Genomic DNA, 23,032 nt, shown 5'->3' with positions numbered 1-23,032 from the left:
CGGCGTGCGATTCCACATTCAGCAGGAAAGCGACATTCCGGCGTCGACCCAGCTCTACAACCAAATCTGCTTCGCGATCGCCGCGCGTCATTACCCGCCTGGCCATCGCCTGCCCAGCACACGCCAGCTGGCGATGCAGACCGGCCTGCATCGCAACACGATCAGCAAGGTCTACCGCCAGCTGGAAACCGACGGCGTGGTCGAAGCCATGGCCGGCTCCGGCATCTATGTGCGCGACCAGCAGAAACCCCGAGAGGTGCGCACTCCGGTGCACATCCGCAACCGCGGGGTGACCGACCTCGATCGCGAGGTGCGCAAATGCGTTGATGGGCTTCTCAATGCAGGCTGCACCCTGCAACAGACCCGAGAACTGCTCACGCGAGAGATCGACTGGCGTTTGCGCTGCGGCGCCCGGGTGCTGGTGAGCACCCCCAGAGAAGACATCGGCGCCTCGATGCTGATCGCTGAGGAGCTGGAGCCCTGCCTCGACGTTCCCGTGGAGGTGGTGCCCATGGAGGAACTGGAAAGCGTGCTGGAAAGCGCCAGCAACGGCACCGTGGTCACCAGCCGCTATTTCCTTCAGCCCGTCGAGGACCTGGCCAAACGCCACGGCGTGCGGGCCGTGGCGGTGGATCTCAATGACTTCCGCGAAGAGCTCAATCTGCTCAAGGAGCTGCGCCCCGGCAGCTGCGTGGGCCTGGTGAGCATTAGTCCCGGCATCCTCCGAGCTGCCGAGGTGATTCTGCACAGCATGCGGGGCAATGAGCTGCTGCTGATGACCGCCACCCCAGACGTGGGCAGCAGGCTGCTGGCGCTGCTGCGGGCCTCAAGCCACGTGCTCTGCGACCGCCCCAGCCTTCCCCTGGTGGAACAGAGCCTGCGCCAGAACCGCTCCCAACTGATGCGCATGCCCCAGGTGCACTGCGCCGAGAGCTATCTAAGCGGCGACACGATCGAGCTGCTGCGCAAGGAAATCGGTCTTCAGACCAGCTGAAGGATCACAACCGGCACCGGCGACGAGAGATGATGCCTCAACCAGGCAAGCGTGCAGTCCCGGCGGAGCCATGTTCAAACAGATCCGAGCCGACCTGGCCGTTATCCGTGAACGGGATCCAGCTGCCCGGGGTGCCCTGGAAATCCTGCTCTGCTACCCAGGCTTTCAAGCCATCACAGCGCACCGCCTCAGTCACCGCCTGTGGCGGTCACGCCTCCCCTTAAAACTGCCGGCCCGCCTGCTGAGCCAGTTGAGCCGTGGCCTGACCGGCATCGAGATTCACCCCGGCGCCCGCATCGGCAACGGTGTCTTCATCGACCACGGCATGGGCGTGGTGATCGGTGAAACCGCCGAAGTGGGGGACCATTGCCTGCTGTATCAGGGCGTCACCCTGGGGGGCACCGGCAAAGAAAGCGGTAAACGCCACCCCACCCTGGAAAACAATGTGGTGGTGGGTGCGGGCGCGAAGGTGCTGGGCGCCCTCAAAATCGGCACTAACACCCGCATCGGCGCTGGGTCAGTGGTGGTGCGCAACGTGGAGGCCAACTGCACGGTGGTGGGCATTCCCGGGCGAGTCATCCACCAAAGCGGTGTGCGCATCAATCCCCTGGCCCACTCGGCCCTGCCGGATGCCGAAGCCAACGTGATCCGCAATCTGATGGAACGGATCGACCAACTGGAGAACCAAGTCACCAACCTTCAGGCCACGCTGAAAGCCGTGGCCAGTGACCTTCCGATCAAGGAAGTGCGATCAGGTCAGGCCCAGAACCTCAAGGACCGGGAAATCCTTGAGTTTCTGGGCGAATGACCCACGCCTAACTCAGACGTTGGCGGTGGGCTCAGCGGCAGCAGGGGCCGGCTGGAACATGAACATCGAATAGATCACGTTGCGTCGCATGTTCGTCATCATTTCCAGGAACATGTCGTAGCCCTCGTTCTTGTATTCGATCAGCGGATCCTTCTGGCCGTAGCCGCGCAGACCCACGGATTCACGCAAGGCATCCATGGCCTGAAGGTGCTCCCGCCAGAGGGTGTCGATCTGCTGAAGGATGAAGAAGCGCTCGGCCTGGCGCATCAGCCCCGGACGCTCCTGCTCGATCTGCCCCTCCTTGAGGTCGTAAGCGTTGCGCAGCTGCTCCTGGAGGAAGGCCTTGAGATCCTCCATCGACAGCCCCTGCAATTGGCCGGGCTCGAGATCTTCCAACAGATAGACGAACTCCTTCACCTTGCCCACAAGCTGGCCCACATCCCACTCCTCTGGCGGCAGATCGGGATTCACATAAGCCTCGACGATTTCGTTCATCGTGCGTTCGCCGTAGCCGATCACCTGCTTTTTCAGTTCACGGCCGTCCAGCACACGGCGGCGTTCGGTGTACACCGCACGACGCTGATTGTTCATCACCTCGTCGTACTCAAACACCTGCTTGCGAATGTCGTAGTAGTAGGTCTCGACCTTCTTTTGCGCCCCTTCCAAGGAACGGGTGAGCATGCCGGATTCAATCGGCATGTCTTCCTCAACGCGGAAGGCATTCATCAGGCCAGCCACACGATCGCCGCCAAAAATGCGCAACAGGTTGTCGCCCAGCGAGAGGAAGAAGCGAGTGCTGCCGGGATCCCCCTGACGGCCAGCACGACCACGCAGCTGGTTGTCCACCCTCCGCGATTCATGGCGCTCGGTGCCGATCACATGCAGACCGCCGGCTTCCCGCACGAGCGCCTCCTCCTGCTTGATCACCACGTCGTATTCGGCTTTGACCCGAGCGATCGCAGCGCGCAGCGTTGCGATCTGGGGGTCCTCCGTGGGCGCTTTCTCCGCGGCTGTGGAAATACGGTCCTCCAACTCGATCACACTCAGCGTTCGATCACCCCAGGCCTTGACCAGATCCTTGGCCAGGTCAACGAGGGACTGATCGGTGTCTTCACTCAACTGGCAGGGGTAGAGATTGCCGATGGCACGCGCCTCACTGGGGGCGTTGCCATGGGGGCCCGTCGCAGGTGCCGCCTTGGCCGCGAACCCGGATGCCTCGCCACTGCGCTGCAGCGGCACCGGGGGTCGGTGACCCTCCTCGGGCTTCACCAAGCGGGGTAACAACACCTCCCGCAACTTGAGGCGGGCCATGTAATCGCTGTTGCCGCCAAGGATGATGTCGGTGCCGCGGCCGGCCATGTTGGTGGCGATGGTGACGGCGCCGGAACGACCGGCCTGGGCCACGATCTCGGCCTCCCGCTCCACGTTTTCAGGCTTGGCATTGAGCAGGTTGTGGGGGATGGATTCCTCCGCCAGCAGGGTGCTCAGCAACTCACTCTTTTCAACGCTGGTGGTTCCCACCAGCACAGGCCGCCCATCGCGGTGAATCTGCGCCGTCTCTTTGGCCACAGCACGCCATTTGGCCGTTTCGGTTTTGTAGACCTGGTCTGCCAGGTCCTTGCGAGCCCGCACCCGGTTGGTGGGCACGATCGTGGTTTCCAGCTTGTAGGTCTTCTCGAATTCCACTTCTTCGGTCTTCGCCGTGCCGGTCATGCCCGCCAGTCGGGGATAGAGCAAGAAGAAGTTCTGATAGGTGATCGACGCCAGAGTCTGGGTTTCAGCCTGAATCGGCAGGCCCTCCTTGGCTTCGATCGCCTGGTGCTGGCCATCACTCCAGCGACGACCCGCCATCACCCGACCGGTGAATTCATCAACGATCACCGCTTCATCGTCGCGAACGATGTAATTCACATCGCGAACGAACAGCTCCTTGGCCTTGAGGGCATTGGTGATGTAGTGGGCCCAGGGGTCCTGAGGGTTGTAGAGGTCCGAGACACCCAGCAACTCCTCCACCTTGGCGAAGCCGTCATCGGTGAGGGTGCAGCTGCGCTGCTTCTCATCCACCTCGTAATCACCTTCCGGATCGATGCCGTCTTTCCCCATCTCGGCAGCCCGCTCCAGTGCTTCCACGACCTGGGCGGCCTGCTGATACTTCTCCTGGGGGCGTTCCACCTGACCGGAAATGATCAGCGGGGTGCGGGCTTCATCAATCAGGATTGAATCCACCTCGTCGATCACGCAGTACTGGAACTCCCGCTGCACGACCTCGCTGATGTCGTTCGCCATGTTGTCGCGGAGGTAGTCGAACCCCAGCTCCGAATTGGTGGCGTAGGTGATATCGCAGGCGTAGTTCTGTCGCCGGGTGAAGGGATCCATGTCCTGCTGGATCAGACCGACGGAAAGACCGAGGAAACGGTGCACCTGGCCCATCCACTCCGCATCACGGCGGGCCAGGTAGTCGTTCACGGTCACCACATGCACGCCACGGCCGGTGAGGGCATTGAGGTAGCTGGGCAGAGTCGCGACCAGGGTCTTGCCTTCGCCGGTCTTCATCTCTGCGATCTGGCCTTCGTGCAGCACCATGCCGCCGATCAGCTGCACGTCGAAATGACGCATCCCCAGCACCCGCTTGCCGGCTTCGCGCACCACCGCGAAAGCCTCCGGCAGGATTTCATCCAGAATCGGGCGCTGGTTCTTGAGGCTGCCGGCGTTGGCGAGGCGCTCCTGGAACGCAGCCGTCTTGCCCCGCAGCTCATCGTCGCTGAGAGGAGCGATCTCCTCCTCCAGCAGATTGATGTCCGAGACGATCGGCTGGTAGCGCTTCAGCTTGCGGGCATTGGGGTCACCCAGCAGGAGCTTGAGCATGGAAGCGGTGGATCGTCTGGGGGCCAGCCTACTGAGAACACGGGGAACGCCTGGCAGAGAACGGGAATACGACGCTGACGTTCACCAGGATCTGGCTAAGCAGGAGCCATGGCAGCCACGATCTATCTGCACTGGACCGCCACCGGCTACGACTGGATTCGGCCCGGCCACTACCACTCGATCATCACCGGCGATGGCCGGGTCCACCGGCTGCATTCCTACGGGGTGGACCTACCTGCTCACACCTGGGGCCGCAACAGCAATTCCATCGCCCTGGCCTGCGCCTGCATGGGCGGTCAGCCCGATCCCTGGAGCCAGCCCCCATCAGCGGAGCAACTGGAGGGGCTGTGCCAGGAAACCGCAGCCATCGCCCGCAGTTGGGGCTGGGACGCAGACGCCATCACGATTGCGAGGGTGATGACCCATGCCGAGGCCGCCTCCAACCGGGACGGGCGGATCATGCATGACAACTACGGGCCCATGCTCTGGGGTGGAACCGGCGAACGCTGGGACCTGTGGCAACTGGAGCGGAACGGCAGCCATGACGGCGGCGAGCAATTGCGCGAGCGCATCCGCACACTGCTCAACAACCCCGCCTCCAGCACGGCGGCGCCACCTGCGACAGCCGTCAGCGATGCCTCCGCTCTGCGCTTCAAGCGCACCAGCCACATGCGTGTGCGCGGGGACGAGCTAGAGGTGGCGATCGATGCAGCAGGGCTCAGCTGGGCTCGCGTCGCTGACCTGTTGAATCGCTATGGCATCTCCTACAGCTGGGACAGCGCGCAACAGCGGGTGCTGATCGGCAGCCTGGACGTCGCCCCCACCTACCGCCCGGACGGCATTCAAGCTTCCGTTGGCTGGCCGCTGTTTGAGATGGTCCTCCAGAGCCGCGAAGCTCCCGTGATCCTGCGGGGCATCCTGCGACCGGACACCAGCAATGGCACACCGCGTGCCTGGTGCCGGGTGCTCGAGTTCGCCGAAGAGTTCGGAATCTCAGTGCAGTACACCCCCTTCAGCCTGGGAGAACTCCGGGGCGGATGATGAAGATTCACCTCCGATGCCATGGCCCGCATACGCCTGGTTGAACATGCCCCTGGAGCTCCCGGCCTGCGCTGGCTGGGCTGCGGCCCGGATCTTCGCCCCAGCCGAGGGCTGCTGAAACTGCAACGGCTGTTCCACAAACACGCCTTCTGGGCTGAGAGCCGCACCCAAAGCGATCTCAAACGCATGCTGGCGGGGAGCACCGTGGTGGTGACCCTGTGGCGCGGCAAGCGCATGGTGGGCTTCGGAAGGGCCCACAGCGACGGGATTCACCGCGCCGTGCTCTGGGACGTGGTGGTGGCCGGTGATCTACAGGGCAGAGGCCTGGGACGACGGGTGGTGGAGGCCCTGCTGACGGCTCCAGCAATCCGCAACGTGGAACGGGTGTATTTGATGACCACGAACAGCGCCGGGTTTTACAAACAACTTGGTTTTTGTGATGCGAATCCCCAGCAATTGCTGATTCGCAGGCAATAAATCAAGAGCGGATGAAGAGATTCGAACTCTCGACCCTCTCCTTGGCAAGGAGATGCTCTACCACTGAGCTACATCCGCAGGTCGGCCGTGAGGATGTTTCCCTCGCGACCAGGAAAGTATGCACCACAGAGGTGCCCTCCGGCAATCAAGCCAGCGCTTTCATCAAGGAGCCCATCTCCAGAGCCTCCAAGCCGTAGCTCCAGCCCAGATTGCTCTTGATTCCGGCACGCTCGAGCGCCTGCTGCATGGTGTCGGTGGTGAGCACCCCGAAGATCACCGGCACGCCGCTGTCGCGCGACACAGCGGCAACCCCTTTGCTGGCCTCCGCCACAACCACATCGAAATGGGGGGTGTCACCGCGAATCACGGCACCGAGGGTGATCAGCACGTCGTACCGACCACTGCGTGCCATCGCTTGGGCAACCAAGGGCAGCTCGAAGGATCCAGGCACCCAGGCCACATCCAGTTGGGCACTGGTGGCCGACGCATCCACACCATGGCGAGACAGACAATCCAGACAGCCACTCAGCAGCTTGCTGGTGACGAGATCGTTGAAACGCGCCACCACAACGCCGATCCGTAGCCCCTGGGCATCGGTGAAGCGACCCTCAAAAGTGGCCATGAAACCGGCAGAAACTGATCACATGCTCCCACTCCGGTGGGAGCCACAACAGTGATCAATAGCAATCAGACGGAAGAGCGGTCTGACTCAGACCACGAAAAAGCTCACACCCCAGTTGAGAAGCACCAGAGCCACCCAGGCAATGCCACCCAAAAGGATCAGACGGTTGGAACGGCCACTGTCTTCGCTGGAGGCGTAAAGAACGGGGACGGCCACAATCAGGGCAAACGACATCACCACCAGGGCCAGAACGGTGAGGGTGTTGAGGATCTGCATGGATTAAGTCGACGCCAGGTCGGTGCACCGGATTCTCACATGCGGGGGCTAACGGGCCCGGCATGGACGCGACCAACCTTTACAGCTTGTGGTGATGCTCCCCGAGGCAGCCCCCTTACGATCGTCCCCCCGCCGGACCCCTGCGTGCCCCAACTGGACATGGCCCTGCAGGGCAATCTGTTTGGCGAACCCGAGGCCAGCGGCAAGGAACGACGGAGCGCTGCAAGCAGCCCCGAAGCCAGTCCAGAACTCGATGACGCGTCCCTCACCGCGGATGCACAAAGCCGACCACGGCAACGCCAGGCGCCAGCAGCAAGCGACACCGGCGAGGGCCCACCACGAGAGGCAGCCTCAGGCGCAGAACGCGCCGACAGCGAAGGAACAGCCTTCAACGAAGACACAGCCGACAACGACCTGCCGGCCTGGAGTCACCACAGCCTGGTGGACCCACTGCAGCTCACACCGATGCTGCGGCATTACGTCGAACTGAAAGCCGCCCATCCCGAACGGGTGCTGCTGTACCGACTGGGGGACTTCTTCGAGTGTTTTTTCGAAGACGCCATCGAACTGTCTCGGCTTCTTGAGCTGACCCTCACCGGCAAGGAAGGAGGCAAAAGCATCGGCCGGGTGCCGATGGCAGGCATCCCCCACCATGCGGCCGAGCGCTACTGCGCCGACCTGATCCGCAAGGGGCGCAGCGTGGCCCTGTGCGATCAGTTGGAGGCAGCCCCGGCCAAGGGAAGTGCAAAAGGCACGTTGCTCAAGCGCGACATCACTCGGGTGCTGACCCCGGGAACGGTGCTTGAAGAAGGCATGCTCAGCGCCCGCCGCAACAACTGGCTGGCAGCCGTGGTGGTGGAACCCGCTCAAGGGAAACAACCGTTCCGCTGGGGTCTTGCCAGCGCCGATGTGAGCACAGGCGAACTGGTGCTGCAGCAGATGGAAGGCAGCAGTGACCTGCACCAGGAGCTGGCGCGGCTGGAGGCCGCCGAACTGGTGTGGGGTGGAGCACCCGACGACCGACCGGCCTGGTGCCCGGACCGGCTCCAGCTCACTGCGATGGCCAACACCCCCTTCAGCCGCCCGGAAGCCGAACAGGCGCTGCTGAACCACTACAGGCTCAGCACCCTCGATGGCCTTGGACTCCAGGAGCACCCCTTGGCCCTGCGGGCCGCGGGCGGATTGATGGCCTATCTGCAGGACACCCGCCCGCTGGAAGGCGACGCGTTGCATGCACCGCCGCTGGAGCGGCCCCAGTTGCGATTCAGCGGTGATGCGCTGGTGCTGGATGCGCAGACGCGCCGCAACCTTGAATTGACCAGCACCCAGCGCGACGGGCAGTTTCAAGGGTCACTGCTGTGGGCGATCGACCGCACCCTCACAGCCATGGGAGGGCGGTGTTTGCGCCGTTGGTTGGAGGCTCCGCTGGTGCAGACCCGCGCCATTCAGCAGCGCCAGGCGAGTGTGAGCACCCTGGTACAAACCCGACCCCTGCGGCAGGCCTTGCGTCGGCTGCTGCGGCCGATGGGTGACCTGGAACGCCTGGCCGGTCGGGCCGGTGCTGGCCAGGCCGGTGCGCGGGATCTGGTGGCCATCGCCGATGGCCTGGAACGCCTGCCCCAGCTGGCCGGTCTCCTGCGCGACCGGTTAACCGACGGACCGGATTGGCTCGCCCATCTGCTGGTGCCAGACCCAGACCTGCTGACCCTCGCGCAAACGATCCGCCACCAACTGATCGACACCCCGCCACTGAGCCTGAGCGAGGGGGGCTTGATCCATGACGGTGTCGACCCCCTGCTCGATGGCCTGCGCAACCAACTCGACGATCAAGACAGCTGGCTGGCTGACCAGGAACAGCAGGAACGTCAGCTGAGCGGCAACGCCAATCTCCGCCTGCAGTACCACCGCACTTTCGGCTATTTCCTCTCCGTCAGTCGGGCCAAGTCGACGGCCGTGCCGGACCACTGGATCCGCCGTCAGACCCTGGCCAACGAAGAACGCTTCATCACCCCCGACCTCAAAGCGAGGGAAGGCACCATCTTCCAACTCAAGGCCCGGGCCGCCCAGCGGGAATACGAACTGTTCTGCCAGCTGCGCGAACAGGTGGGCTCCTACGCCGAGGCCATCCGCCGAGCCGCCAGAGCCGTGGCCGGTCTCGATGCGCTCAGCAGCCTGGCTGATGTGGCCGCCACTGAAGGCTGGTGCGCGCCAACGGTGAACGACAGCCGCGAGCTGACCGTGGAGGCAGGGCGCCATCCGGTGGTGGAACAGCTGCTGGTGGAGGAACGCTTCACCCCCAACGATGTGCAGCTCGGAGACAGCACCGATCTGGTGGTGCTCACCGGCCCCAATGCCAGCGGCAAGAGTTGCTACCTGCGCCAGATCGGTCTGATTCAGCTGCTGGCTCAGGTGGGTGGCTGGGTGCCGGCGCAATCGGCAGCAATCGGCATCGCCGACCGGATCTTCACCCGCGTCGGCGCCGTCGACGATCTGGCCGCCGGTCAGTCCACCTTCATGGTGGAGATGGCGGAAACCGCCAACATCCTTCACCACGCCAGCGAACGTTCCCTGGTGCTGCTGGATGAGATCGGCCGGGGCACAGCCACCTTTGACGGGCTCTCGATTGCCTGGGCGGTGAGTGAACATCTCGCCGGCGATCTCCAGGCCCGCACGGTGTTCGCCACCCACTACCACGAGCTCAATGCCCTGGCGGAACAGCGCGCCAATGTGGCCAATTTCCAGGTGCTGGTGGAAGAAACCGGCGATGACCTGGTGTTTTTGCATCGCGTCGCCCCAGGGGGGGCCAGCCGCAGTTACGGCATCGAAGCGGCCCGGTTGGCCGGTGTGCCCACGTCGGTGGTGCAACGGGCGCAACAGGTGCTGGATCGCCTGGCGGCCTGAACAGGCTTCACCCCTGCCCCTCTAGCGCTGCCGCCCTGAGCAGGGCATTGCAGGCCGCACCCACCAGACCGGCACCTCCACGGGTGCCCTCCAGGCGAATCTGAGCCAGATCGGTGCTGGCCAAACGGCGCTTGCTTTCTGGCACCCCCACAAATCCCACCGGCATGCCGATCACCAGACTGGGGGCCGGAGCCCCTGCCTCCAGCTGATCAATCAGCTGCTCAAGGGCCGTGGGCGCACTGCCCACCAACACCAACGGCATCGGCTGGCCAGCGGCCTCAGCCTGGGTGGTCAAGGCCCTCCAGGCCTGCGCCATGGCAGCGGCCGATCGGGTCGATCCCTCCGGTGCTCGGTCCGGTGCCCAATCCAACAGACCGCACACCGCATTCGCCCCCGTGCGCCGCGCCATCGGCGAGACCGCCGCCGCCGCCATGGCGGTGTCGGTGAGGATGGCGGCACCCGCCTTCAAAGCCGCCAACCCGCGCTCACAGGCACCATCACTGAAGCGCAGCAAAGGGGCTAAACCGGGATCACCGCTGCTGTGCACCAACCGCTCCAACACCTGCTGCTGCAGAGCATCCAGGCCGGTATCACCCAGCAACACACGGATGCGCCGAATGCTTTCCGTGAAGATCGGATGGTCGCTGACAACCTCGCGGGTCACAGGAGCTGGCGGCAGGGGGCAGACTTCAGCATCGTCTGCGGTCGTCCCGACCATGCCCGTGCATCTCTTCTGGGGGGATGACAGCGCCGCCCTCGAAAGGGCCGTGGGCAAGCTTATCGATCAGGTCGTCGACCCGACCTGGAGCAGCATCAACCTCAGCCGTCTGGATGGTGCCGACAGCAGCCAGGCCCTGCAGGCCTTGGAGGAGGCGCGCACGCCGCCCTTCGGCGGAGGTGACCGCCTGGTGCTCCTGCAACGCTCCCCCTTCTGCAATGCCTGCCCAAGCGACCTGGCCGACCGTTTTGATAACGCCCTGGACCTGATCCCGGACACCAGCCATCTGGTGTTGTGCAATCCAGCCAAGCCGGACGGGCGTCTGCGCACCACCAAGGCCTTGCAACAACGCATCAAGGCCAAGCAGGCGGCCGAGCAGTCGTTTCAACTGCCCGCCATCTGGGACGGAGCGGGTCAACGCCAACTGGTGCAGCGCACCGCCAGCGATCTCAACCTCGACCTCGAGCCCGACGCCATCGATGCGCTGATCGACACGATCGGCAGCGACAGCGCCAGGCTCAGCGCCGAATTGCAGAAACTGGCCCTGCACGCTGCCAGCTGCGGAAGCACCCGGATCAGCGCCGATGCGGTGGCCACGATGATCGATGGTCAGGCCACCAATGCCCTGCAGGTGGGTGATGCCCTGCTGGAAGGTCAGGTGGGGGAAGCCATCAGCTGCCTTGATGCACTGATTGATGCGGGGGAGCCGGCTCTGCGCATCGTGGCCACCCTCACCGGCCAGATCCGCGGATGGCTGTGGGTGAGCCTGATGGAGCAACAGGGGGAGCGGGATGTGGCAGTGATTGCCAAAGCGGCCGGCATCGGCAACCCCAAACGCATCTACGTGATGCGCAAGCAACTGCAAGGGCGCCCACCGACCCGCTGCCTCAACCTGCTGGGCCGGCTGCTGGAAGTGGAAGCGGCCCTCAAACGCGGAGCCCAACCGGCGGCAGCCTTCCGCGACGGCCTGCTGGGGGCGGGCACCGCTGGGGAAGCCCAGTGAGACAATCGCCAGCGGTATGAGACGGCTGGCATGGCCCTGCTGGTGCAGAAATTCGGCGGCACCTCCGTGGCGGATGTGGAGCGCATTCAGGCGGTGGCCCGTCGCATTGCCGCCAGCAAGGAGGACGGCCACGATCTGGTGATCGTGGTGTCGGCCATGGGCCACACCACCGACGAACTCACCAGCAAGGCCCGGGCGATCAGCAGCAACCCGCCCCAGCGGGAGATGGACATGCTGCTGGCCACCGGCGAGCAGGTGTCGATCGCTCTGCTCTCCATGGCGCTCAACACCCTGGGCATCCCGGCCGTCTCCATGACCGGTCCTCAGGTGGGCATCGTGACCGAATCCGCCCATGGCCGGGCCCGCATCCTGGAGGTGCGCACCGACCGTCTACGCAGTCGCCTCACTGAAGGCCAAGTGGTGGTGGTCGCCGGTTTCCAGGGCACCAGCCAAAGCAGCGGTGGCACCGCCGAGATCACCACCCTGGGGCGAGGCGGATCCGACACCTCAGCCGTGGCCTTGGCCGCGGCCCTCGGCGCAGATGCCTGTGAGATCTACACCGATGTGCCGGGGGTGCTCACCACTGACCCGCGCAAGGTGGCGGATGCCCAGCTGATGCCTGAGGTGAGCTGCGACGAAATGCTGGAGCTGGCCAGCTTGGGAGCTGCGGTGCTGCACCCCCGCGCCGTGGAGATTGCCCGCAACTATGGGGTGACGCTGGTGGTGCGCTCCAGCTGGAGTGATGAGCCCGGCACCACACTCACCAGCCGCAGTGCCCGGCCGATTGGCCGCGAGGGCCTGGAACTGGGGCGGCCGGTGGATGGCGCCGACCTGGTGGAGGGGCAAGCGGTGCTGGCCCTCTCTCATGTGCCGGATCAACCCGGCGTCGCCGCTCAACTGTTTGAAGCCCTGTCAGCCGGCGGCGTGAATGTGGACCTAATCATTCAGGCCACCCACGAAGGCAGCAGCAACGACATCACCTTCACCGTGGCCGAGGCGGATCTGGAGCAGGCCCGCAGCATCTGCGCCAGCCTTCTGGACGACTGGGGCGGTCAACTGGTGGCCGAAGGCGGCATGAGCAAGCTGAGCATCAATGGCGCCGGCATCATGGGCCGACCCGGCATCGCCGCTGGCCTGTTCGACACCCTGTCCCGAGAGGGGATCAACCTCCGGCTGATTGCCACCAGCGAGGTGAAGGTGAGCTGTGTGATCGACGCCGACCAAGGCGCAAAGGCTCTTCGAGCCGTGACCACAGCCTTTGAACTCAACGATCAGCAGGTGCATCTGAATCCACCGGCATCGGGCGCGGACGACCCCGAAGTGCGCGGTGTCGCTCTCGACCGCGACCAGGCCCAGGTGAGCGTGCGCCACGTGCCCGACAAGCCCGGCACAGCCGCCTCTCTTTGCTCAGCCCTGGCCGATGCCGGCATCAGCCTTGATTCGATCGTGCAGTCGGAACGGCAACACGCCGACGGCAGCCGCGACATCAGCTTCACCCTCAAACGCGAGGATCGCGGCCGTGCTGATCAGGCCCTGGCACCGCTGCTGGCGCAATGGCCCGGAGCGCAACTGGAAGATGGTCCAGCGATTGCCCGGGTGAGTGCAGTTGGTGCCGGCATGCCAGCCACAGCAGGCACAGCCGCTCGCATGTTCCGGACGCTCGCGGATGCAGGGCTCAACATCGAACTGATCGCCACCAGCGAAATCCGCACCAGCTGCGTGGTGGCGGAAGACGATGGAGTGGCCGCGCTGCAGGCGGTGCATGCCGGTTTTGGCTTGGGAGGCAACACGATTCACCAGGCCCAGGGCACCGAATCACCGCTCGACGCCTGAAAGCACTCAGCGGCGCCGCAGAAGCATCCAGGTGGAGTGGTAATCGAGCTCAGCGGTTCCAACGCTGAGCTGCTGATCCAGGCAGCGCCGCAAACGCACCAGCTGGATGCGGGAATAGGGAGAACGCTGCGGCCGAGCCCCGATCAGGGCGAAATGGCGCAGATAGGCCAGGGCTGATGGCACCGGCACCCCATTGGCAAACGAACCGCCCGCCACCCACAGAAACTGAGACGCCAAAGCGCGCTGAGCCACCGGCCCGCTCAAAGCCTCCTGATCCGGCAGCTTGAGCAGATGGGAGGGCAGCTCCGCCGCGGCCAAGGCCCGACGCAACACCTGAAAACTGCCAGCATCCGGCACCGCCAGGGCCAGCCAATCACCGGCACGCAGCCATGGGGCCCAAACCTGCTGGAGCACCGTCAGGGGCGTCGGACTCCACTGCAGCGCATAGCTGGAGAGCAGAAGCCGGCTCCCGTTCAGCGGCAGCTGAGGGGCCAACACAGCAACGGCCTCTGGCTGAAACGCATCCAGCACCAAACCGGTCACGGCCCCATGACGCTCCGCCACCACAGCGCGAGCCCGTTCGACCATGGCCGCTGCTTGATCCACCAGCAGCACCTGGTCGGGGACAGGCTGACCTGAAGCCTGAAGCTGATCCAACCAGAGGCGAGTGGCGAGCCCGGTGCCGCAACCGAGATCCAGCAAACAGGTCGGCAACACATCGGCACTGCAGGACTCACCAGCCGTGATGCAGCGATGCGCCTCTGCCACCAGCTGCATCGCAGCAAGGCGCTGAGGCTGTGCCGCAGCGTCGTAAGTGGTGACCGCAGCAGCAAAGGACGAGGTCAAGAGTGGAAGTCAGCCCTTCCCCACCAGTTTCTGACGCAGCTGTTTGATCCGATCGCGCAGGTTGGCGGCCTCCTCGAAATCAAGCTTCTTGGCCGCCTCCTTCATGCGCACCTCCAGCTGATCAATCAGTTCCGGGAGGGCATCAAGGGCCATGCCTTCGCTGTCGTCTTCAATCGCCTTCACGGCCTGACCCGCCACCTGCACCAGATCGGCATCCGGGCCTTCGGTCTTGAGCTTCCGCGACAACTCCAAAAACGAGAGGATCGAGTTGCTCGCCTTCTTGCCGGCCGCCGTGGGCACGATGCCGTGCTTGTCGTTGTAGGTCTGCTGGATCTTGCGGCGACGCTCGGTCTCTTCGATCGCCTTCGCCATCGAATCGGTCATGTTGTCGGCGTAGAGCAGCGCCACCCCTTCCACGTGCCGCGCGGCCCGGCCGATGGTCTGAATCAGGGAGCGCTCCGCCCGCAGGAAACCTTCTTTATCGGCATCGAGGATGGCCACCAACGACACCTCCGGCAGGTCGAGACCTTCCCGCAGGAGGTTGACGCCCACGAGCACGTCGTATTCGCCAAGGCGCAGGTCTTGGATGATCTCGATCCGCTCGATCGAATGGATCTCGGAGTGCAGGTAGCGCACCCGCACCTCATTCTCCGCCAGATAATCCGTGAGGTCTTCCGCCATCCGCTTGGTGAGGGTCGTGACCAGCACCCGCTGCTGCTTCTTGGCACGGCTGCGGATCTCACCGAGCAGGTCATCCACCTGACCGGTGGTGGGCCGCACTTCCACCACAGGATCGAGCACACCCGTCGGACGAATCACTTGCTCAGCGACCTGCCCTGAACTCACCTCCATCTCCCAGTTGCCAGGAGTGGCACTCACAAACACGGTCTGCCGCGCTTTGGTCCAGAACTCGTCGCCCTTCAACGGTCGGTTGTCCGCAGCGCTGGGGAGGCGGAAACCGTGATCGATCAGCACCTTCTTGCGAGCCTGATCGCCGTTGTACATGGCCTGCAGCTGTGAACAGGTGACATGGCTCTCGTCGACGATCAACAGCCAGTCGTCGGGGAAATAATCAATCAGGCATTCCGGCGCTGTACCGGGCTCACGGCCTGCCAGATGGCGGGCGTAGTTCTCAACACCATTGCAATAGCCCACCTGGCCCAGCATCTCCAGGTCGTAGGTGGTGCGCTGCTCAAGCCGTTGCGCCTCCAGCAACTTTCCTTCGGTATTGAGGAAATCCAGCCGCTCCTTGAGTTCCGAGCGGATGTCTTTGATGGCAGTGTCGAGGCGCTCCTTAGGGGTGACGAAGTGCTTGGCGGGATAGATATTGATCGCCTCCATGCTCTGGAGGATTTCGCCAGTGGTGGGATCCACGTAGCGGATCGCCTCCACCTCATCACCAAACAACTCGATCCGCACAAGGCGGTCTTCGTAAGCCGGGCCGATCTCGAGCACATCCCCACGCACCCGGAAGCGCCCACGGGTGATGTCGGTGTCGTTGCGGCTGTACTGGTTGTTCACCAGATCACGCAATGAGCCGCGTAGATCCAGGCTTTCGCCCACCTGGAACTTCACCGACGCCTTGAGGTATTCGCTGGGAATACCCAGGCCGTAAATGCAACTGATGGAGGCGACCACGATCACATCGCGACGCTCAAACAACGACCGCGTCGCCGAGTGGCGCAGCATGTCGATCTCCTCATTGATCGACGCGGTTTTGGCGATGTAGGTGTCGCTGACCGGGACGTAGGCCTCCGGCTGGTAGTAGTCGTAGTAAGAGATGAAATATTCGACGGCGTTGTGGGGGAAGAATTCCCGCAACTCATTGCAGAGCTGGGCCGCCAGCGTCTTGTTGTGGGCCAGCACCAGGGCCGGACGGCCCGTTTTGGCGATCACGTTGGCCATCGTGAACGTCTTGCCCGTGCCCGTCGCCCCGAGCAGGGTCTGGTAGCGCTGACCGCCGTTCACCCCCTCCACCAGCTGGGCGATCGCCGTGGGTTGATCCCCCTTAGGGGTGTAAGGCGCCGAGAGGTCGAAGGCGGGCATGGGCTTGGAAGCGGCGCCGTCGGTGAAGGCCGTTCAGGCTAGGAGGCGACGCCAACAAAAAAGCCCCCCATCGCTGGGGGGCTTAGAGGACGTGTTGAGTCCGCGGTCCAAACGCGAACCGTTCAGACGCGAACCGTTCAGCTGCGGACAGCGGCGGCAGTGCCGAGAGCTTCACGCAGGCCACGCACCACGGCGACCATGGCCAGCTCGTCGTTGAGGCGGTTCACCGCAGAGCCAACGCCAACACCGGCGGCACCGGCGGCGATCGCCATTGGGAGGGTGACGGCGGAGAGGCCGGAGGCGCAAAGAACGGGGGCCTCAACACCAGCCTGCTGCAACCCAGCGCTAATGCTGTGGGCGGCGGCGAGGGTGGGAGCAGCCTTTTCAATCAGGCCCAAGGTGCCGGCGCTGGAAGGCTTGGCGCTGGTGCCGCCCTCGGTCTGAATCAGGTCAGCGCCAGCGTCCACCAGATCCACAGCCAGCTGCTGCTGCTCATCCATGGGCAGCACGTGGGGAACGGTGACGCTCAGCACCACGTCGGGCAGCAGAGCGCGGGTCTGACGGGTGAGCGCGAGCACTTCGGCAGCATCAAAGATGCGGCCCTGAGGATAAAAAGCATCGAAGTTGCCGATCTCCACCATCTGGGCACCCGCCGCCACAGCAGCAGGGAACAACTCAGGATCCACGGCGGACACGCAAACTGGCACACCACCGGATTCACGGATCGCCAGGGCCACCAGCTCGGGATCGCAGGCCACGTCAATCAGGTCAGCACCACCATGGCCAGCAGCACGGGCCACGCGAGCCACCGACGCTGCATCGAAATTCATCAGACCGGCGATCACCTTCAGCGCCGAGCGTTGCTCGAGGCGCTGACGCAAAGAGGTGGGCAACTGAGCGAGGCGAGTCATCAGGCCAGAGTCATATCGGTCGATTCTCCCACCGCATGGATCCAGCACTCGATCCACCTCTGAGGCGCAGCTGGACGGCGTGGCACGACCGTCTGCACCGGGACCTGCTTCAAGACCCGCAGCTGCTTCCTGCTGGTGAACCACTGCTGCTGGCCGTGTCCGGCGGCCAGGACTCCATGGCTCTCACGGCTCTCTTGCTGGGCTTAAGCCGGCTGCACCACTGGGAGCTCCATCTCTGGCATGGCGATCACAGCTGGCACCCAGGCTCGGCGGCCATCGCCTCTGAACTTCAGGCCTGGAGCCTGGGGCAGGGGCTGCCGATCACCGTTGACCGCAACGCCAAAAACGAAGCGACGGGACGAACGGAGGCCGAAGCCCGTCGATGGCGCTACGCGCAGCTGGCCACCTGCGCCACTGCGCTGGGGAGCCGGGTGGTGTGCGGCCACACCGCCACCGACAAGGCGGAAACCCTGCTGCTGCAGCTCACGCGGGGCACCGACCTTGCCGGCCTTGGCAGCTTGCGCCGACAACGCCTCCTTGATGCCGAGCAACACCCCGCAGTGCATCTGGTGCGGCCTTTGCTGGGATTCAATCGTGACGACACAGCCGCCATCTGCCGTGATCTGAACCTGCCGCTTTGGCTCGACCCGAGCAACACCAATCTGCGGTTCAGCCGCAACCGCATCCGCCAGGAGGTCATGCCGGTGCTGAACGACCTGTATCCCGGCTGCGAACAGCGCATGGCCGCCCTGTCCGAGCGACTGTCCCAGGTGCAGGACACCCAGCAGACTTTACTGGCACTCAGCCTGGAGAGCTTGAAGGCCGGGGAAGGGGCAGAGAACGTGTTGCAACGCAAGCGGTTGGGCGCGCTTCCCTTGCCGCTACGTCGTGACCTGCTCGCCCACTGGTTGCAATCGTGCGGTGCACCGCCACTGAAAGCGCCTCTACTGGAGGAACTGGCGCGAGCCACAGCAGCGGGCAGTCCTGCCGGAGGACGCGATCTCCCTAGCGGCTGGCGCATCCAATGGGACAGAAAGTCACTACAACTGGACTACAGACAGTGAGGGCCTGTGGACGGTGATGTTCAGCAGCACTATCTCGCCGCTGAACAGGCCTACGGGGATGGAGATTTCGCCCAAGCCGAGTCGATTGCCAGCACCCTGCTGGCCCAACTCGAAGAGTCGAGCAGCAGGGAGGCAGAGGAGGAGGCCCGGCTGGCGTGGCGGGCTTTTGTCGCTCTGCTCCTCGGCCACATTCACTTCCATGGGCTGAATCAACCGGAGCAAGCGCTGCACCACTACCAACTGGCACTGCAAAGCCAGCCGCCTGAGACCCTGCGCGACCTCGCCGAACAGGGAGTGGAGCGGTGTGAAGCCCAGATCACGACCACCACCCCCGCACCCAATCCTGTCCAGGAACCAAGCGTGGCTCCTGCAGACGACGCTGCACCAGCACCCATGGCTTTCCACGACCCTGGGCTGGAACTGATCCGCGACCCTTTCCTTGGCAGCGCCGCGGCCAGCCCCAGTGCACCTGTTGGGGCCACACCATCCGCCACCCCCTGGCTGGGAGATGGTGTCACCGAGGACCCCGTGCAGCCAGGCGTTGACGACAACCCCGCCCCAGCTCCGACCGCCTTCACGGGCGATGCCCCCATGGCGGAGCCTGATCAGCCCGCACCCGACACCCACCCCACAGACAACGTCAACAGCGAGGAGAAGCACGACACGCTTGACGCCAGCTTGAACACGGTGCAGACGAACGCATTGCAAACGAGCACAGCGCTGACAGACACGGGATCGACAGACGCAGAACTCGACACCAAGCCGGCACCAGAGCGAACCATCGCAGCGAAGAGCATCGATCTGACCCCCTGGCTGCTGCGCCGCACCATCGCCTTCAACAACGATTAATGCAGAGCTGGAAAGGGCTGAATCTCATCACTACCCTGTTTTCGAGGTGCCTAAGCCTGTGCTCGAACCCACGCTGCCCGATCTGCGCTCGTCGTTTAGTGCCGATGGCTTGGCGTTGCTCACCCGGCACGGCCTGCTGGAGTCACTGATTGAACGCATGGTGGTAAGTGAAATCACCCGCAGCGTCGAGCTCCCAGAAGCCACCGAACAAACGGTCATCAACGACTTCCTACGACAGCAAAACGCGGGTTCACCTGAAGCGCTTGGGGAACTGATCCGCAATAGCGGCCTGAGCGAAGACGCGTTTTACGAACAGCTTTTCCGGCCTGCCCGGATGGCCCAGATCGCGCAGGAGCAATTCGGCGCCAAAGCCGAAGCCCGCTTCCTGGGCCAGAAAGGACGCCTCGATCGGGTCGTCTACAGCCTGCTGCGCCTCAACAGCCAATCCCAAGCCCAGGAGCTGTACCTGCGCATCGCCCATGGCGAAGCCAATTTCAGCGACTTAGCCGGGCGCTACTCCGAAGGGATGGAACGCAACACCAATGGCGTGATCGGCCCTGTGCCCCTCAACCAGGCCCATCCGACCTTGTCGGAAAAATTGCGGGCCGCCAAACCCGGCATGCTGCTCGAACCCTTCCGCATCGACCGTTGGTGGGTGGTGGCTCGACTGGAGCGCTTCGCACCCGCGAGTTTCGACGAGCGGATGGGTGCTCAGATGAGGATGGAATTGCTTCAAGAGTGGCTGAAAGAAGACACCCGTCGTCGGGTCCAAGCCCTTTCGGGCAACACTGACAACGGTGCGGAAGCGTCATGAGCCCGATCAACCTGGATCAGCTGCTTCAGCACGAAGCGTTTCGCGGCCTTAGTGAGTCAGCGCGGCAGCGCCTGCGCGACGGCATGGAGATGCTCTCCTTCGAGCTCGGAGAGCAACTGGTGGAACCCGGGGTGATTCCAGGCCGGGTGTTGATCCTGCTGAAAGGCCGGGCCCGATTGGTGGGCAACGATCAGGGCCGGCTGATCTCCCTCGGAAAATTTGACCCCGGGGCCGTGCTCGGGGCCGCCAGCCTGCTTTGTGGACGCAACTGCGAAAACCTGATCGCCAGTGATGCAGTCACCGCTGCCTCGATCAGCGATGAACTGTGGGCCGAGCTCTACGGCACGGAAGACAGCTTCCGCGACTGGTGCGATCGCCAGTTGTGGGGCCAGGAAGTGATCACCCTGCTGCAGGACCTGCAGCAGGGGAACGCCCGCACCGAAGGCACCTCCCTGCGACTGCTTCAGGACAGCTTGCGGGCTGCTCAGCGGGTTCCCTTGAAGGCTGCAGCCATCCAGGCCGCCCAAGGCGAGCAACGCCAGGTGTTTGTGGTGTCGACATGGAACGACGGCACGCCCGGCCAGCTCCTGAACGACGGCGAGCTTCCGCCCACAAGCCAACCGTTTCCTGCGCGCCTGATCAGCCTGCCGGCGGCGCTCGTGGAGATGATCCTCAGCAGTGCTGATGACGACCCAAGCGCGGCCGATGGGGCACCGGTTGCTTTGGTGGCGAACAGCGAGCCCTCTGACGATGCCCTCAGCGCCCAACCCGGTGGACCGACCCCCGTCAGCCGCTTTGATCCGAGCGGCAATGTGCTCGGTCAACTGCGGTTGATTCGCGCCGAAGGCGTGCTTCAGGAAACCCTGGCCTGCTTCCAGATGCTGGCGCAGCTGATGAAGCTGCCGGTGCGCCGGGATGCGATCGACAAGATCCTGCGCGAAACCATCCGCCGCGGCCAAACCCCCAATCTGCGCTTATGCGGCCAGATCGCCGCAGGTCTTGGTCTACACGTCTCTGGCGCCAGGGTCGCTGCCGCGATGGGCACCCGACTGCAAACACCGACGCTGATTCCGTGGGGTGACAGTTTCGCTCTGGTGGCCCGCAGCAATCAGGACGGCCTCACCCTGGCCTCACCGAAGGAGGGAATCATCAACCTCAAGCCGGAGCAGCTGGAGGAGAAGTTCCCGGAAGGCATCGACCTGCTGCTGCTTGACCGCACCAACACCACCCCGAACGAGACGTTCGGCCCCTCCTGGTTCTGGCCAGCGCTGAAACGTCACCGGGGGGTGCTGATTCAGGTGCTGGCGGCCAGCTTCGTGGTGCAGCTGTTTGCCCTGGCCAACCCCCTGCTGATTCAAGTGATCATCGACAAGGTGATCACCCAGCGCAGCCTCGACACACTGCAAGTGCTGGGCATCGCGCTGGTGGTGGTGACCCTGCTGGAAGGGGTCCTGGGCAGTCTCAAGACGTTCCTGTTCTCGGAAACCACCAACCGCATCGACCAACGCCTTGGCGCAGAGGTGATCGACCACCTGCTACGCCTGCCCCTTGGCTACTTCGACAAACGCCCGGTGGGTGAACTGGGGTCCCGCATCGGCGAGCTTGAGAAGATCCGCAACTTCCTCACCGGTCAGGCCCTCACCACCCTTCTGGATGCTGCCTTCTCGGTGATCTACATCGTGGTGATGGTGCTCTACAGCTGGCTGCTGACTCTGATCGCCCTGGTGGTGCTGCCGATCCAGGTGGGCCTGACCCTGATCGGAGCACCCCTGTTCCGCCGCCAGTACCGCCAGGCCGCAGAAGCCAACGCCAAAACCCAGAGCCATCTGGTGGAGGTGCTCACGGGCATCCAGACCGTGAAAAGCCAGAACGTGGAAATGGTGAGCCGCTTCTCCTGGCAGGACCTCTACGCCGGCTACATCAACCGTTCGTTTGAAAAAACAATCAGCGGCACGGTGCTGAGTCAGACCTCGCAGGTGCTGCAGAAGCTCTCCCAGCTGATGGTGTTGTGGGTGGGCGCCACGCTGGTGCTCAGCGGTGACCTCACCCTCGGCCAGCTGATCGCCTTCCGGATCATTTCCGGCTACGTCACCCAACCGCTGCTGAGGCTTTCGAGCATCTGGCAGAACATCCAGGAGCTAAAGGTGAGCTTCGAACGTCTGGCCGACGTGATCGACACGCCCCAAGAATCGAGTGACGTCGATAAAGCAAAGGTGCCCCTGCCGCCCATCGACGGTGCGGTGAACTTCGAGAACCTCACCTTCCGCTTCCGGCCCGAAGCACCTCCGGTGCTGAAAGACATCAACCTGAAGGTGAAGGCCGGCACCTTCGTCGGCATCGTCGGCCAGAGCGGCAGCGGCAAAAGCACGCTGGTGAAGCTGCTCCCGCGCCTCTACGCACCGGAAGAAGGGCGAATCCTGATCGATGGTTACGACATCGACAAAGTGGAGCTGTATTCGCTTCGCCGCCAGATCGGCATCGTGCCTCAGGACCCGCTGTTGTTCTCGGGAACCATCAGCGAAAACATCGCTCTCACGCAGCCCGACGCCGGCAGTGATGAGATTGTGATGGCCGCCAAATTGGCAGATGCCCATGACTTCATCATGGGACTGCCCAGTGGGTACAGCACCCCGGTGGGCGAGCGCGGTGCATCCCTCAGTGGCGGGCAGCGCCAGCGCATCGCCATTGCCCGCACCCTGCTCAGCAACCCCAAACTGCTGGTGATGGACGAGGCCACCAGCGCCCTCGACTACGAAACCGAACGGCGGGTTTGCGACAACCTGGTGGGGGCACTGCAGGACTGCACGGTGTTCTTCATCACGCACCGCCTGGCCACCGTGCGCCGGGCCGACCTGATCGTAGTGATGCACCTGGGCGTGGTGGCCGAAGTGGGCAGCCACGATGACTTGATGGCCAAACGCGGCCGCTACTACGCGCTTTATCGCCAACAGGAGGCCGGCTGAC

Annotated in this window: 17 protein-coding genes, 1 tRNA gene and 1 pseudogene; 11 read left to right on the top strand and 8 right to left on the bottom strand. The window is 63.9% G+C overall.

Features of this window, described 5'->3' with window-relative positions:
• Positions 1–4: 4 nt before the first annotated feature.
• Both RS9916_RS11180 and cysE read left to right on the top strand, forming a co-directional pair.
• Positions 5–994, top strand: coding sequence for a GntR family transcriptional regulator (locus RS9916_RS11180; RefSeq protein WP_007099527.1), 990 nt, complete (start codon positions 5–7; stop codon positions 992–994).
• Position 995: 1 nt separating this feature from the next.
• A pseudogene (cysE, locus tag RS9916_RS11175) lies at positions 996–1,802 on the top strand (serine O-acetyltransferase); the annotation flags it as partial.
• Positions 1,803–1,814: 12 nt separating this feature from the next.
• Here the strand turns inward: cysE and secA are convergent.
• Positions 1,815–4,667 (bottom strand): preprotein translocase subunit SecA, encoded by a 2,853-nt coding sequence (gene secA / locus RS9916_RS11170; RefSeq protein ID WP_007099525.1) that lies wholly within the window; start codon positions 4,665–4,667, stop codon positions 1,815–1,817.
• A 108-nt stretch (positions 4,668–4,775) separates the two neighbouring features.
• Between secA and RS9916_RS11165 the strand changes: the two genes are divergently transcribed.
• Positions 4,776–5,708: an N-acetylmuramoyl-L-alanine amidase gene (locus RS9916_RS11165; protein WP_007099524.1), complete on the top strand. Its 933-nt coding sequence runs from the start codon at positions 4,776–4,778 to the stop codon at positions 5,706–5,708.
• Positions 5,709–5,729: 21 nt separating this feature from the next.
• A complete protein-coding gene (locus RS9916_RS11160) occupies positions 5,730–6,185 on the top strand; it encodes a GNAT family N-acetyltransferase (protein ID WP_007099523.1) in 456 nt (151 codons plus the stop codon).
• Positions 6,186–6,191: 6 nt separating this feature from the next.
• On the opposite strand, the gene RS9916_RS11155 is transcribed toward RS9916_RS11160, so the two are convergent.
• The 3 genes from RS9916_RS11155 to psbZ form a co-directional block, all read right to left on the bottom strand.
• Positions 6,192–6,263: transfer RNA gene (locus tag RS9916_RS11155), tRNA-Gly, on the bottom strand.
• 67 nt (positions 6,264–6,330) lie between these two features.
• Positions 6,331–6,807, bottom strand: a complete 477-nt coding sequence (gene ribH, locus RS9916_RS11150) for a 6,7-dimethyl-8-ribityllumazine synthase (RefSeq protein ID WP_007099522.1) — start codon at positions 6,805–6,807, stop codon at positions 6,331–6,333.
• 87 nt (positions 6,808–6,894) lie between these two features.
• The gene (gene psbZ / locus RS9916_RS11145; RefSeq protein WP_007099521.1) at positions 6,895–7,083 is read right to left on the bottom strand and encodes a photosystem II reaction center protein PsbZ; all 189 of its coding nucleotides are present in this window, start codon (positions 7,081–7,083) and stop codon (positions 6,895–6,897) included.
• 159 nt (positions 7,084–7,242) lie between these two features.
• On the opposite strand from psbZ, the gene mutS reads away from it, so the two are divergent.
• Positions 7,243–9,984, top strand: coding sequence for a DNA mismatch repair protein MutS (mutS, locus tag RS9916_RS11140; RefSeq protein WP_038024552.1), 2,742 nt, complete (start codon positions 7,243–7,245; stop codon positions 9,982–9,984).
• 7 nt (positions 9,985–9,991) lie between these two features.
• On the opposite strand, the gene RS9916_RS11135 is transcribed toward mutS, so the two are convergent.
• Complete coding sequence (locus tag RS9916_RS11135) at positions 9,992–10,702, bottom strand: precorrin-8X methylmutase (RefSeq protein WP_007099519.1); 711 nt, start codon at positions 10,700–10,702, stop codon at positions 9,992–9,994.
• On the opposite strand from RS9916_RS11135, the gene holA reads away from it, so the two are divergent.
• Positions 10,701–11,705: a DNA polymerase III subunit delta gene (gene holA / locus RS9916_RS11130; RefSeq protein ID WP_007099518.1), complete on the top strand. Its 1,005-nt coding sequence runs from the start codon at positions 10,701–10,703 to the stop codon at positions 11,703–11,705. The two genes, RS9916_RS11135 and holA, sit on opposite strands and share 2 nt — an antisense overlap.
• Before the next feature lie 30 nt (positions 11,706–11,735).
• Positions 11,736–13,538, top strand: coding sequence for an aspartate kinase (locus RS9916_RS11125; protein ID WP_007099517.1), 1,803 nt, complete (start codon positions 11,736–11,738; stop codon positions 13,536–13,538).
• A gap of 6 nt (positions 13,539–13,544) precedes the next feature.
• On the opposite strand, the gene RS9916_RS11120 is transcribed toward RS9916_RS11125, so the two are convergent.
• The 3 genes from RS9916_RS11120 to RS9916_RS11110 form a co-directional block, all read right to left on the bottom strand.
• Complete coding sequence (locus RS9916_RS11120) at positions 13,545–14,384, bottom strand: hypothetical protein (RefSeq protein ID WP_007099516.1); 840 nt, start codon at positions 14,382–14,384, stop codon at positions 13,545–13,547.
• 9 nt (positions 14,385–14,393) lie between these two features.
• A complete protein-coding gene (gene uvrB, locus RS9916_RS11115; protein WP_007099515.1) occupies positions 14,394–16,430 on the bottom strand; it encodes an excinuclease ABC subunit UvrB in 2,037 nt (678 codons plus the stop codon).
• Between the two features lie 137 nt (positions 16,431–16,567).
• Positions 16,568–17,341, bottom strand: coding sequence for a DUF561 domain-containing protein (locus RS9916_RS11110; protein WP_007099514.1), 774 nt, complete (start codon positions 17,339–17,341; stop codon positions 16,568–16,570).
• Positions 17,342–17,376: 35 nt separating this feature from the next.
• On the opposite strand from RS9916_RS11110, the gene tilS reads away from it, so the two are divergent.
• From tilS to RS9916_RS11090, 4 genes are read left to right on the top strand one after another with little or no spacing between them, the layout of a single operon-like run.
• Positions 17,377–18,405: a tRNA lysidine(34) synthetase TilS gene (tilS, locus tag RS9916_RS11105; protein WP_007099513.1), complete on the top strand. Its 1,029-nt coding sequence runs from the start codon at positions 17,377–17,379 to the stop codon at positions 18,403–18,405.
• Positions 18,406–18,411: 6 nt separating this feature from the next.
• Positions 18,412–19,254 carry a hypothetical protein gene (locus RS9916_RS11100; protein WP_007099512.1) on the top strand — a complete coding sequence of 281 codons (843 nt, stop codon included), beginning with the start codon at positions 18,412–18,414 and terminating at the stop codon, positions 19,252–19,254.
• Between the two features lie 46 nt (positions 19,255–19,300).
• On the top strand, positions 19,301–20,068 hold the full coding sequence (locus RS9916_RS11095; protein ID WP_232199577.1) for a peptidylprolyl isomerase: 768 nt from the start codon (positions 19,301–19,303) through the stop codon (positions 20,066–20,068).
• Complete coding sequence (locus RS9916_RS11090; protein ID WP_007099510.1) at positions 20,065–23,031, top strand: ABC transporter transmembrane domain-containing protein; 2,967 nt, start codon at positions 20,065–20,067, stop codon at positions 23,029–23,031. Before RS9916_RS11095 ends, RS9916_RS11090 begins: the two co-directional genes overlap by 4 nt.
• Position 23,032: the final 1 nt, after the last annotated feature.

Source organism: Synechococcus sp. RS9916 (genome assembly GCF_000153825.1).
In the GTDB taxonomy this organism is placed as follows: domain Bacteria; phylum Cyanobacteriota; class Cyanobacteriia; order PCC-6307; family Cyanobiaceae; genus Synechococcus_C.
Note: the sequence above shows the minus strand (reverse complement) of the source record. Positions and strands in the feature narration are given on the sequence as shown.

Excerpts from the sequence above, each read along its gene's own strand:
- tilS (WP_007099513.1), top strand. The coding sequence starts at position 17,377 with ATGGATCCAGCACTCGATCCACCTCTGAGGCGCAGCTGGACGGCGTGG.
- RS9916_RS11125 (WP_007099517.1), top strand. The coding sequence starts at position 11,736 with ATGGCCCTGCTGGTGCAGAAATTCGGCGGCACCTCCGTGGCGGATGTG.
- uvrB (WP_007099515.1), bottom strand. The coding sequence starts at position 16,430 with ATGCCCGCCTTCGACCTCTCGGCGCCTTACACCCCTAAGGGGGATCAA.
- psbZ (WP_007099521.1), bottom strand. The coding sequence starts at position 7,083 with ATGCAGATCCTCAACACCCTCACCGTTCTGGCCCTGGTGGTGATGTCG.
- mutS (WP_038024552.1), top strand. The coding sequence starts at position 7,243 with ATGGCCCTGCAGGGCAATCTGTTTGGCGAACCCGAGGCCAGCGGCAAG.
- RS9916_RS11110 (WP_007099514.1), bottom strand. The coding sequence starts at position 17,341 with ATGACTCGCCTCGCTCAGTTGCCCACCTCTTTGCGTCAGCGCCTCGAG.
- RS9916_RS11160 (WP_007099523.1), top strand. The coding sequence starts at position 5,730 with ATGGCCCGCATACGCCTGGTTGAACATGCCCCTGGAGCTCCCGGCCTG.
- holA (WP_007099518.1), top strand. The coding sequence starts at position 10,701 with ATGCCCGTGCATCTCTTCTGGGGGGATGACAGCGCCGCCCTCGAAAGG.
- secA (WP_007099525.1), bottom strand. The coding sequence starts at position 4,667 with ATGCTCAAGCTCCTGCTGGGTGACCCCAATGCCCGCAAGCTGAAGCGC.
- RS9916_RS11135 (WP_007099519.1), bottom strand. The coding sequence starts at position 10,702 with ATGGTCGGGACGACCGCAGACGATGCTGAAGTCTGCCCCCTGCCGCCA.
- RS9916_RS11090 (WP_007099510.1), top strand. The coding sequence starts at position 20,065 with ATGAGCCCGATCAACCTGGATCAGCTGCTTCAGCACGAAGCGTTTCGC.
- RS9916_RS11165 (WP_007099524.1), top strand. The coding sequence starts at position 4,776 with ATGGCAGCCACGATCTATCTGCACTGGACCGCCACCGGCTACGACTGG.
- ribH (WP_007099522.1), bottom strand. The coding sequence starts at position 6,807 with ATGGCCACTTTTGAGGGTCGCTTCACCGATGCCCAGGGGCTACGGATC.